This is a genomic window from Bacteroidia bacterium (assembly GCA_026932145.1).
Classification (GTDB): domain Bacteria; phylum Bacteroidota; class Bacteroidia; order J057; family JAIXKT01; genus JAIXKT01.
Map to the genome: position 1 here is coordinate 119,952 of JAIXKT010000001.1, position 12,891 is coordinate 132,842.

Annotated in this window: 8 protein-coding genes and 1 riboswitch; of the genes, 4 read left to right on the forward strand and 4 right to left on the reverse strand. The window is 37.8% G+C overall.

Annotation, left to right across the window (positions count from 1 at the left end):
- Positions 1–14: 14 nt before the first annotated feature.
- Together LC115_00505 and ruvB are read right to left on the reverse strand one after the other, a co-directional pair.
- Positions 15–5,009, reverse strand: coding sequence for a lamin tail domain-containing protein (locus LC115_00505; GenBank protein ID MCZ2355161.1), 4,995 nt, complete (start codon positions 5,007–5,009; stop codon positions 15–17).
- Positions 5,010–5,063: 54 nt separating this feature from the next.
- A complete protein-coding gene (ruvB, locus tag LC115_00510) occupies positions 5,064–6,077 on the reverse strand; it encodes a Holliday junction branch migration DNA helicase RuvB (GenBank protein ID MCZ2355162.1) in 1,014 nt (337 codons plus the stop codon).
- 158 nt (positions 6,078–6,235) lie between these two features.
- On the opposite strand from ruvB, the gene LC115_00515 reads away from it, so the two are divergent.
- The 3 genes from LC115_00515 to LC115_00525 all read left to right on the forward strand — a co-directional run bounded on the left by LC115_00515 (position 6,236) and on the right by LC115_00525 (position 8,498).
- Entirely contained in the window at positions 6,236–7,123 is an 888-nt protein-coding gene (locus LC115_00515) for a DMT family transporter (GenBank protein MCZ2355163.1), read from the forward strand.
- A gap of 76 nt (positions 7,124–7,199) precedes the next feature.
- The gene (locus LC115_00520; GenBank protein MCZ2355164.1) at positions 7,200–8,174 is read left to right on the forward strand and encodes a polyprenyl synthetase family protein; all 975 of its coding nucleotides are present in this window, start codon (positions 7,200–7,202) and stop codon (positions 8,172–8,174) included.
- Positions 8,175–8,201: 27 nt separating this feature from the next.
- Positions 8,202–8,498, forward strand: a complete 297-nt coding sequence (locus tag LC115_00525) for an antibiotic biosynthesis monooxygenase (protein MCZ2355165.1) — start codon at positions 8,202–8,204, stop codon at positions 8,496–8,498.
- 105 nt (positions 8,499–8,603) lie between these two features.
- Here the strand turns inward: LC115_00525 and LC115_00530 are convergent, their stop codons facing one another.
- Together LC115_00530 and LC115_00535 are read right to left on the reverse strand one after the other, a co-directional pair.
- Positions 8,604–9,572 (reverse strand): DUF4465 domain-containing protein, encoded by a 969-nt coding sequence (locus LC115_00530; GenBank protein MCZ2355166.1) that lies wholly within the window; start codon positions 9,570–9,572, stop codon positions 8,604–8,606.
- Between the two features lie 5 nt (positions 9,573–9,577).
- The gene (locus LC115_00535; GenBank protein ID MCZ2355167.1) at positions 9,578–11,554 is read right to left on the reverse strand and encodes a TonB-dependent receptor; all 1,977 of its coding nucleotides are present in this window, start codon (positions 11,552–11,554) and stop codon (positions 9,578–9,580) included.
- 19 nt (positions 11,555–11,573) lie between these two features.
- Positions 11,574–11,785: riboswitch (cobalamin riboswitch) on the reverse strand.
- 120 nt (positions 11,786–11,905) lie between these two features.
- Here LC115_00535 and LC115_00540 point away from each other — a divergent pair.
- Positions 11,906–12,889, forward strand: a complete 984-nt coding sequence (locus LC115_00540) for a bifunctional phosphoglucose/phosphomannose isomerase (protein MCZ2355168.1) — start codon at positions 11,906–11,908, stop codon at positions 12,887–12,889.
- The last annotated feature ends 2 nt before the right edge of the window (positions 12,890–12,891 follow it).

A 12,891-nucleotide genomic window follows, 5' to 3' on the forward strand; every position in this document is an offset into this window, starting at 1 on the left:
TTTCAGGTTTCCGGTCAAAATTTACCGGCCAATACTGCTGTTAGTTTATATTCTTTATGAAATCCGTCAGTTGGGTTGTGGGCAGAAACAAGGAAAATATAACTTCCCACAGATAGTTTTCTGCCTGTTTCGTCTGTTCCATCCCACAAAACTTGTTCACCTTCGTAAGAAATAGTTACAGAGTTGGCTAATTTTCTGATTTTTCGGCCTTCGGCATCAAAAATTTGTATGCTGATAACGGTTCCGGGCGTTGGGAAGTTTAGCTGAATAGCCAGAAAGTCATTAAAGCCATCTTCGTCAGGAGAAAATACTTCAGGCGAAAGACTTACCTCCGTATTTGATTGATTATCAGGTTTTTTCTGAGAATTTCGATAGCCGGGTGTTCCAAAATTCACATCAGCAGAGGCAGAGAACCAATTACCCGACATATTTGTAGGTCGGGAATAATCTAATCGTTCCAAAGCAACTCCCCTTTTGTTTAATAAATCCCCAAAATGCATCGAATTAGTATAATTTAATTTATCAATTATCTGATTATCAGCTGATAATAAATAGACTTTATCTTTTGAGTCGCTATATGTTGGTAATTCTGCTCGGGCAAATTGTGCAGTATCCGGTGGCAAAAACCAACTTCGTGTCCACGCTGTGTCTTTACTAAAACAAAGATATTTTCCGGGGCGAATGATTAAATCACTGTTAGATAGCTTTTTAGGTGAAATAATGCTATCCGTAATCGCATCTCCTTTAGCTAAGCTCCAGTTAAATAAGGAAATAATTTTGGAACTATTATTATAGAGTTCTACGTGGCGTTGGCCGCCTACCGGAGGGCTAAGTAAAACTTCACTCAACAGAATATCGCCCGCCGAAGCAGCTACCGGTATAAAAAATTCCCCCCTCAATGTTCCCGCCTGATTTCCAGAGCAATCCTTTTGTCCATTTATTTGAATCGAATAAACAAAGTTGCTGTCAATATTAGCAGAAAATCTTACTAATAACTGATAATCATTTAGTTGAGTTATTAACATTGGATTTCCAAGCGTTGGGGAGGCAAAGTATAATGATGGGTTAGCAATAGCATCAGGGTTCATATTTTCAGAAAAAGTAATTATAATTTCCTGATTATTAATTGTTTGAATTATTTTTATTTGTGGAATATCTGTATCTATAAAACTTCCTATAACGGAATTTTGCTGTCCGGGTGTTCCGCCTATACTGTTGTTTGAGGCAATCCAGTTTCCGGTTGTGTGGCAAAATTCGTTTGGGTCAATTCTTTCTAATGTCCAGCCTCCGTCTTTTTTTACATTATCTTGATACCAAGTATCGCTATATGTTACGCTATCAACTATTTCTCCTAAGTTGTTGATTAAAACTAATTTATCAGACGAATTATTTAAAGAAGGAAAATTAGAAACCCCAACAGTGCTTCCAAAAGGTTCAAAAAACTGCTTAACGGCACTCGAAGCGATTAACAGGTATTGTTGTGGCATCAACATAAAGTCATTTATTGTAGCTGTGCTTGAGCCATCTGTTAGTTTCCAGCCGGCAAGTGAAATTATTTTGGAACTTCTATTAAAAATTTCTACAAATTCATATTCAGGTAAGCCTTGTGTTGGATCAGGATCTGGAAATAACTCATTGAATATCACATCTCTTAATAATCCTTGCTCTGGAACACCTATCGAAATCGTTTGGGAATTAGTTAGGTTGCCAATACAATCTTTAAAGTTTGTAACTGTTAGTTGATAAATTATTCCGGAAGTTATTGGTTGAAGTAAAACCAAACTAACTGTTTGTGCATCAATAAGTAAAATCTGTGTTGGTGAACCTATTGTTGGAGTTATATTTAACTGATTTATTGATAATGAAGAGAAATCAATACTTTCGTTAAAGTAAAGAGTTAATGTATCATAGGTAGATGTTAAATTATAGCTTATAAGTTGTGGTCCGGATGTATCTAAAAACTGGCCGGTTACTGAGTTTGTTTTTCCGGGTGTTCCTCCCGCAGAATCTATACTTGCACGCCAATTTCCTATTCCAGAACAACTATTTCGAGGTTCAATACGCTCTAAACTCCAACCGCCATTTTGTTTGCTAACATCCTGATACCAAGATAATTGATATGAAACTGAATCTATAACATTCCCGAAATTATCCAATAGTTTGAAATTATCGCTACTGTTATTTAGCGAAGGTAAGGTGCTCAATGTCGGGCACACTCGGCCAAAAGGCGAAAATAAAGAAACATTAGCCGGAGAACATAAAATAACGATGCTATCCGGTGGCAATAACATCGGCGTTAAAAAACTACCGGTGCTTAAATCCCGAATCTCTAACGTCCCTAAATCCAATAACTTACCACTTACATTGATTAACTCAACAAACTCTTGGTTCGGTAGCCCAACCACCGGATCCGGATCCGGTAATAACTCGTTAAAACGAATATCACCCACCGAAACAACCTCCGGAATACCTAATATCACCGATAAATTACTTTGGGCATTCCCTAAGCAATCTTTTATCTGGTTAATAATCAATGTGTAAAGAACTCCCACAGAAAAAGAACTGCCATAAGTCAGTGTTAGTTGTGTTTTATCTCCTGAAAGACTTAAATTAGTAGGTGAACCAAAACCATTGTTTATATTGTAATTCAGTAAATTAACTGCCGTTACTGAATCTACTGCTTCATTGAATATTAAAGCAACTGAATTTCCGGAAATTGCGCTGCTGAGTAAATTAGGAGGATACACATCTAAGGGTTGGTTTAAGACCGAATTGGTTCTTCCGGGGGTTCCACCCGCAGGGTCAATAGAGGCTCGCCAATTGGATATTCCGGGGCATAACCCGTTCGGGAAAATACGCTCTAAACTCCAACCACCATTTTGTTTGCTAACATCCTGATACCAAGATAATTGATATGCAACTGAATCTATAACATTCCCGAAATTATCCAATAGTTTGAAATTATCGCTACTGTTATTTAGCGAAGGTAAGGTGCTCAATGTCGGGCACACTCGGCCAAAAGGCGAAAATAAAGAAACATTAGCCGGAGAACATAAAATAACGATGCTATCCGGTGGCAATAACATCGGCGTTAAAAAACTACCGGTGCTTAAATCCCGAATCTCTAACGTCCCTAAATCCAATAACTTACCACTTACATTGATTAACTCAACAAACTCTTGGTTCGGTAGCCCAACCACCGGATCCGGATCCGGTAATAACTCGTTAAAACGAATATCACCCACCGAAACAACCTCCGGAATACCTAATATCACCGATAAATTACTTTGGGCATTCCCTAAGCAATCTTTTATCTGGTTAATAATCAATGTGTAAAGAACTCCCACAGAAAAAGAACTGCCATAAGTCAGTGTTAGTTGTGTTTTATCTCCTGAAAGACTTAAATTAGTAGGTGAACCAAAACCATTGTTTATATTGTAATTCAGTAAATTAACTGCCGTTACTGAATCTACTGCTTCATTGAATATTAAAGCAACTGAATTTCCGGAAATTGCGCTGCTGAGTAAATTAGGAGGATACACATCTAAGGGTTGGTTTAAGACCGAATTGGTTCTTCCGGGGGTTCCACCCGCAGGGTCAATAGAGGCTCGCCAATTGGATATTCCGGGGCATAACCCGTTCGGGAAAATACGCTCTAAACTCCAACCACCATTTTGTTTGCTAACATCCTGATACCAAGATAATTGATATGAAACAACATCTATTATGTTGCTGTTAGAATCCTTTATGGTGATTGTATCGCTGGAATTATTTAAGGATGGCCAAGAACTTAATCCAAGCGTAGAACCAAATGGACTGAACAATGAGACGTAAGTATTTGCGCAGAGAATCAAAAAACTGTCGGGTTTGAGTTGATAGCTTCCCAATGTAGCGGTTGTTGTGCCATCGGTTATTTTCCAACCCGCTAAATCTAAGACTTTAGTGCTTCGGTTAAAAATCTCCACAAACTCCTGCGCCGGTAATCCCACAACCGGCGTAGGGTCAGGAAGTAATTCGTTTATTACTACATCATTAAACTGTGGAACTACCGGTGCGTACCAAACAAAAGACATGGTGTCTGGTGCTGAGTTCAGTGCAGCATCTTGTATGTTCTTGATAATTAATTGATAACTCTGTGAATCTATAAACTTTGAGGCAAAAAATAATTCTACTTGTGAAAAACTCCCTCCGGGTCTATTCACTAAATAAGGATTAGAAATACTGGGAATGACTTCATAATTTAAGATATTTTCACCAGAAGGTAAAATAAAATTTTCAGAGAAATTAATCCGTAAACTACTATCACTCAGAACTGTAATGTTAGAGATACGTGGCGGAATAGTATCCAATATTGGGGGCCCAACATAAAAATCATCAAAATAAAAACTTGTTGCTGTGGATGTTGTATGCTTACAATAAACCCCAAAAAAGTTTGATGTGGTGTAGGTATTGTCTGTTCCTGTTCCTTCCAAAATATAGTTCGTTCCTCCTAATGAATCTGAATAAATTTCCCAAAATCCGGTTGCACTTCTGGTAACTTTAATTCTGAAAATATTATTATTTCTGGCGGCTCTTCCATTGATTCCTCTGATTACCAACTGGTTAGTAAGTCCGGCTTGGCGATAAAGTTCTATTGCATCATTATTACCTGTTTCTCCGCCAAGCTGAAGATAATATCCATTTAAAGCAGCGGTTAAATCACTTTGATTACTTATTAAATAAACCCGAGCTAAATTAGTTGTGCTTGGGCTGAAGTTACATCTGGCGTAAAATTCCCATACTATATCATTTGTTAAAGATTGATTAGTAACTAAGTAGTCTATTGCGGTAGCCGCCGGCCCATTGGTTTGCAACTGTTTTGCTGCATTAACGGTGAAGTTTGCGGTTATTCCCTGCCAAGTAGGATTATTGGTAAAGTCTCCGTCAGAGAAATCATCCACTAATTGTCCATAGCTAAATTGAAAAGCAATGAGAAAAATTGCTATCTGAATAGAAAAGAGTTTGAACACATCCAAAAAAACGAAAAAAAATGAAGCGAATATAAATTTATTGTTAATATTTTTTTAAAATAGCTGGCTATGCTGGGTTGGGGGAATTTTTCCAAAGTGAGTATAGGCTTTTATTGTGGCTTCGCGCCCACGCGGAGTTCTTTTTAGGAAACCTTCCATAATTAAGTATGGTTCATAAACCTCTTCGATGGTTTCGGCATCTTCTCCAATAGCTGTTGCTAATGTATTAATGCCCACCGGTCCGCCGCCAAATTTTTCTAATAACGTCAAAAGTAAGTTGTTATCCATTTTATCAAGTCCTGCGGAATCCACTTCAAGGGCAGCTAAGGCATATTGGGCAAGCTCTTTGGAAAGGTTGCCTTGATTTTCAATTTGTGCAAAATCTCTGGATCTGCGTAGTAAGCGGTTAGCAATTCGGGGGGTACCTCGGCTTCTACGAGCTATTTCTATGGCAGCATCTTCGGATGTATTTATTCTCAGCATTTTAGCAGATCTCACAACAATTTGTTTTAATAGTTCTGTGTCGTAATACTCTAACCGACATTGAATGCCAAAACGAGCTAACATTGGAGAGGTAAGCAGCCCGGCACGGGTAGTTGCTCCAACTAAGGTAAAGGGGTTCAATTTGATTTCAATAGAGCGGGCATTAGGGCCTGTTTCTATCAAAATATCAATTTTAAAATCTTCCATTGCGGAATACAAATATTCTTCTACAACGGGGCTAAGTCGGTGAATTTCATCAATAAACAGGACATCTCCCTTTTCAAGATTGGTTAATAATCCGGCTAAGTCTCCAGGTTTTTCGATAACGGGGCCACTTGTTGTTTTGAGGTTAGCTTGTAATTCCTGAGCTATTATAGCCGCTAAGGTTGTTTTTCCCAAACCTGGGGGGCCATGAAGCAATACGTGATCTAAGGCTTCTTGACGCAATAACGCCGCCTGAGTAAACACTTTTAGGTTTTTAACATTTTTATGCTGGCCTAAAAAATCTTCAAATCGTTTGGGACGTAAGGCTTTTTCCTCTACATCTTCCGGTAAAAACTGCGATTCTATATGTGGATTACGCATTGCTAAAGCAAAGATAGTGTACTATAAGCAAAGCGGCAATAATTACACCTTAAAACGAACAACAAGCCTACACTTCCGGCAAATTTCCACAACTTTTTAGAACTTTTAGGCATCTAAATTTGTAGAAACCCGCAGTAAAAACCATAATTTTGCAGTCATTGAAAAAGCAAAAAGCAGGATTATATCCGCTACAAGTTTGGCTGGTATATATCTTTTTGGTAATTGTTTGGGGGGCATCTTATTTCTTCATTAAAAGAGGCTTAGTTGTTTTTAATCCTGCTCAAATTGCCATGATACGTATTGGAGTTGCAAGTGCAGGATTATTACCGGTAGCCATTTTTTATCTAAACAAGCAGATAAAACTTCCCTTATTGCCACTATTTTTAGCCGGGATTTTTGGGAACTTAATACCGGCATTTTTGTTTAGTATAGCACAGCAGTTTATCCAGAGTTCTACAGCCGGAATTCTAAATTCATTAACGCCGGTATTTACGCTACTTTTCGGGGCATGGTTATTTTCAACCGAAATTACGTGGCGGAAAGTAGCCGGAATCTGCTTAGGTTTGATTGGTGCTATCAGTTTGGTCTTACTAAAGCCCGGAGGCGGTATAGAGTCAAACGTTAAGTATGGAGCTTTAATTATCTTAGCTACAGGTTTTTATGGTATAAATATTAATATTTTAAAGAAGCATTTTCACGATGTTCCGGCTGCCGCAGTTTCGGCAATATGTTTGCTTATGATTGGGCCAATATGCTGGGCAGGGTTGTTTTTTTCAGATGTTTTTTATAAACTTTCTACGGTACAAGGGGCTTGGGAGTCTTTTATGTATTTAGTAATACTGGGCTTTTTGAATACTGCTATTGCCTTAGTATTATTTAATTGGCTAATTAAGCAAACAAGTGCGCTGTTTGCCTCTACCGGAACATTTTTAACACTGATAATTTCAATACTTTTGGGAGCCCTTGACCATGAGGCTATTACAGGTATGCACTTAGCAGGTATGTGTGTGATATTAACAGGCGTTTGGCTTACCACACGCAGTTAATTGTTGGTAGATTCTGGATAAATCTGGATAAATAAATTATCGAATTAGCATATAAAATTTTTAATTTTGCGGGCGAATGGGTGAAACATTGGAAGATATTCAGGCTCCAATTGCGCAGGAATTAGCGCAGTTTGAGCGATACTTTAGGTCTTCCATGCAGACGCGCGTTGTTCTGTTAGATACTATTATGCGCTACATCCTGCGGCGAAAAGGAAAGCAGATGCGCCCATTATTTGTGCTTCTTTCAGCCCAAGTCTGCGGTGGAATACAACCCGCGACCTACCGCGGTGCAGCTTTGGTAGAATTACTGCATACTGCTACGCTTGTTCATGATGATGTGGTAGATGACTCCGATCAAAGACGCGGATTCTTCTCCTTAAATGCTCTTTGGAAAAACAAAATAGCTGTTCTTGTAGGCGATTTTTTGCTCTCCAAGGGATTACTTATGTCTTTGGAACACAATGACTTTGAACTTCTGAAAATTGTTTCTAATGCAGTTAAGATGATGAGTGAAGGGGAACTTCTTCAAATAGAAAAATCTCGTATCCTGAATATTGATGAGCCTATTTACTTTGACATTATCCGGCAAAAGACCGCTTCCTTAATTGCATCCTGCTGCGCCTGCGGAGCTGCCAGTACCAATAATGACCCAGAAATTATTGAAAAAATGCGCCGATTCGGCGAACTCGCCGGAATAGCCTTCCAAATCAAAGATGACTTATTTGACTACGGAACACAAGCTGTCGGAAAACCACTCGGAATTGATATAAAAGAAAAAAAACTAACCCTCCCGCTAATTCATGCCCTAAACCAAGCCTCTTGGATTGAACGCAGAAAAATCTTATTTACAATTAGATACCAAAATACCGACTATAAAAAATTACAGACTCTCTATAAATTTGTGAATGAACATAATGGCATAGAATATGCCAAACAAGCTATGGAAAATTATGTAAAACAAGCATTAGCTATTTTAAACACCTTCCCAGATACCCCGCCCAAAAAATCATTAGAAGCACTTGTGCAATTTATATTATACAGAACCAATTAAATTTTCCCTAAAAATATTTTATAAACCATGATTCAACGTATTGTTAGACTGGAATTTAGACCGGAATACATAACCGAATTTTCACAACTATTCAGTGAGTCTAAGGAATTGATACGAGCTATGCCCGGCTGCCTTTATTTAGAACTCTTAGAAGATTTGGATAATAAATCAGTAAGATATACTATAAGCCACTGGGAATCACCTGAACACTTAGAAAACTACCGTAATAGTGAGGTTTTTAAGAATATTTGGACAAAAACAAAAACCTTATTCGCAGCAAAGCCGATTGTTTATAGCTTAGTCTCTGAAATGGTTATTTCATAATAATCCGAACGTTAGGCATAAAAGCCAATAAACTACTTTTTTTAAAAAAATGAATGAGGAACACTATTTTGCAGTGTTCCTCATTCATTTTTAGCATCTTTAAAATCAATGATTTACAATTATCCGTGTAGTAAAATTACCAAATTCAGAGATTGTTTTTACTATGTAAACTCCTGATGCTAAATCATTAACAAGCATTTCACCGGATGCTAAATTTTCTGTTTTTAAGAGTTGGCCGGTTAAATTGTAGATAAATACTGTTCCTTTTGAGATAGGGTTCCAATATAATTTTTCGGAAACAGGATTTGGATATAGTTGAAAATCTGGATGTTGCAAAGTATGGTTTGTATTTGTTGGAATCATATATTCGATATTATCAAAACAAACATAAGTAGGTGTGTTAATCCAAGCCATTCCGGTGTCAGAAGAAAACAGTTCAAATCCAAGTGAATCTATTAATCCGAGTTGGGTCAAATTTATTGAGTGAAATCCTTTTAGGATATAGTCTAAGTTATTGTTTGTGAAGCGATAGTCTGCGAGATAAAATTCAACAGTGTCTGTGAGGTTTCCTTGCAAAAATCCTTTAAATACAATTTTAAAGTAGTCTGGGTCGTTTCCTGAAGGGCCGCCAAATTTTTTAGAAAAAGCGTCTCCATCTCGCATTGCCCAAGCCGCATAAGTTGAATTGGCGATTGACAAACTATTCAGATAACCATAACCGCTGGTGAAAGAGGATTGTATTTGAAAGCCATTTTGCTGGCCGTAAGAAAGCCCAAACTGCCTGAATGATCCGGGTAAAGGAGTTGCATAAGCACTGTATTGATTTCCCAAACCTGTTGTAACTGTGTCATACATAAAACTATACGCCCAACCTATCCATGAGTTCCATGTTGAATCATACGAATTCCAGAAATGGCAAATCCCTGAAGAAAAGCCGCCTGAGCCATCTGACCCATTCCAGTAACCCCTAATCGTAGGCTGAAGGTCATCAAAATCAGCTACTACTTGCGCCTTAGAAACCTGATAACTAAACAATACCGATAAAACGGTCATTCTTAAAAAAAGATTTAACATAAAAATTAATTGTGTTTATTTTGATTTAATTTATATTGAATTGAATACCAGAAAGTTATTCCGGGCATTGGCCGCCCCGGCATAATTTCATACATTTGATTCAGGGTATTTTCTACCCCGAATGCTAAGTTCCATGCGGTAGCTTTTATCCTAATATTTCTACTAATAGAAAAGTTAAGCAAGTTATAACCCGGTAAAAACGCCGAATTATCTGCTGAAATATACCGAAAACCGCAAAACACATCACTCAAACGAAATTGCCAATATTTATAGGAAAGTAATATTTGAAAAGAAGAATTTACCAACGGTATGAAAATCATTTGTTTATGCAAGGAAGCATCAGCTATTTGAGTTGTTTTTTCTTTGGTTATTTGGTTTAAAGCACCCGTTATAGAAGTTCTTACAAAACCTTTTGTGAATTTGGTTTGGTAAGAAAAGTTTGTTTCTAAGCCCCGTGCCCTCACCATTGGAATATTTACAGGCGCAAAAAAGCCCCCTACCGGAATCCATTGTATCCAATGATTAACCCATCTGTGAAAAGCAATTACTTGAAAATCAAAATTATGGAACTTTAAATTCGTAGCTAACTCTTGTTTCCAACTTTCTTCGGGTAATAAATCCGGATTCCCTCCCGGCATCCAGTAGCGGTCGTTTAGCGTGGGAATACGCACCTCCCGAGCTATATTTAGCGAGATTTTAAATAAAATATTCCCCTTAATTGCTTTCTGAAAAGGCAGAATTTCAGTTAAAATAGCACCGGTTAGAGGTACTTTCATTTGTGTAACTTTCTGATACACAGCTCCTAATTGTAATCGTAGCCAATGATTAGTAAAGATTGAGCTACCTTTAATAGTGCCGGTTAATTGCTGCTTGGGGGTTTGATACTCACGAACCTCCGCTTGCACCCATTCTCCGGTAATATCCAAATGATTAACCCAGTTTTTAATAATTAAATCTTTGCTTAAAACTTTTCCAACATATCGTTCAGAGCGGCTAAAGCTATGGATATTAGCCTGTAAGTCTTCAAAATGAATTTGGTCATCTAAACGGGCAATATCAATATTTTTTATCCAACAATTTGAAAATAAGATTGTCAATAAATTCCTATAAAAATAATCTTGTTGTACAGCATCCGAATAAGCCTGTGAAAAAGTGGGCGGTATTTGCCGCTTTGCATTTTGTAGCCAACCGGAATATAGAAAGGTTGTAGTACGAACTTTTTTGGCAAGATAAAGCATCGTTCCAAGTTGCTCATTTTTAGAATGTTCTAACCTTTCCCGTTGGTTATTGTGATAAGGATTAAGGTACGAAATATCATTTTTCTGATTCATCCCATATCCTAATAGTTTGAAATCAAAAGACTTGTACCCTTTTTGAAGTTTTAAACTGCCTCTATAATCCTGAAAACTTGCGGCTCTAAAAATTGCCTGAGCAGAAAATAGAGAATCTATTTTTTCATTAGACTTTAGTTCAATTGTTCCTCCGGAAGAATTAAGGTTATCAAGTGTAACATTTGGTTGAATTTCAATGGATTCAAAAATAGTAGCTGGTAGTAATGAAATATCGGCTTGCCCCAATTGTGGGTTGTTTAGGTTAATTCCATTCCACTTTAAGGCTACTTGTTCGGCGGAGCTTCCCCGTAAACTGATTGTAGCAATGCCATTGATTCCATAACTTTTGGGAAAAGCGCTGCCATTTGAGGCCAATAACTCTGCCAGAGAAACAGCCGGTAAAGTAGTTTTTATGATGGAATCAAGGATTATTTTATTCCCTAAGTTTTTCTCTGCATTACCCCAAAAGTCTTCAATTGTTATCTCCGGCAGGCTTCCTTGAACCTTGATAGAATCTTGCTGAGCAATCAGAGTTTTACAATCAGCTATCCAAATACACATAAGGATGCTGATTAGCCTTGTGAGTAGGTTCAAACGATAATTCCTACTGCCTTTTGACAAAGGTGATAAAACAGTATGCCACTTCTCCATATTGCTTATACTCCGTAAGCGTGGGTTTTTTGCTATTGGCAGGTCTTCTGACTGACTCCCGTATTTTTGGCCTTCACTTTACAAATACTGCGGCGACGCACTTGCAAAATTGGCGCACTCGAAAAATACGTTTTGGAGAACACAGCATCGGGTAATGTTGAGGATTTTTACCTCATTCCCTATTATTTAATAATTCGCTCAACTATCAAAACCAATTGCCCCGCAATATTACAACATATATTGAATCACACAAAAGATGAATAATAAATTTGTTATTGCTCATAATCAATTATTTAGAGTAGATTTTTTTAAATGATATAGAATAATGCGCTAAATGCGTAATTTTGCACAATGGAAATGAAAGACTTGATAGCTGGATTTAGCGGGCAGTTACAGCGCGCCGTTGAGATAGGGACAGCAGCAAAGTTATCACAACCTCGTAATGCTATTCATAATATTGCGTTATTAGGCTTAGGCGGCTCTGCTTTCGGCGGGGAAATCACCAAAAATGCGGTACAGATAAAAGTACCCTTTCAAATACATCGCAATTATGATGCTCCTCCGTATGTATCTACCAACACCTTAGTTATTGTCAGCTCCTATTCAGGAAATACCGAAGAGACTTTACAAGCCGTTTTAGCCTGCCACCAAAGAGGTGCAATGATAGTTTGCATCACATCCGGCGGAGAGTTAGCTAAGTTTGCCCAGCAAAATGGTTATGACCTTATCATGCTGCCAACAGGCTATCCGCCACGTACCGCAGCCGGATTCTCCTTTGTCCAACAACTATTTGTTTTAAAACACTTTAACTTAATTGGTGAATTTTTACCGGAGATTCAGGAATCTATTCAGCTATTAAATGATTTTTCAGACCATGCCTTTGCCCGCGAACTTGCAGCAGATTGTTTTGAAAAAGCAGTTGTTTTATATAGTTCAGACGCATCAGATTCTATCTCTATTCGCTTTCGTCAGCAAATCAATGAAAATGCGAAACAATTATGCTGGAATCACTATTTGCCGGAAATGAATCACAATGAATTAGTTGGCTGGGAAAAACCGGACTTTTTGTTACCTAAAACAATGGTGATTTTCTTACGTTGGAGCTATGATCATCCGCGTGTAAATCTTCGTTTTGACATAAATAAAGAAATTATTGAGCCTAAAAGCGGTAAATTGACAGAAGTTTGGGCAAAAGGAACGAGCAAAATTGCTCAGTTGATGTATCTGCTACATTTAGCGGATTGGGTTTCGCTGTATTTAGCAGAGCTTAATGCCGTTGAGCCAACTCCGGTGCGTGTTATAGATTATCTCAAAAATGCCCTATCCATGCGCTAATA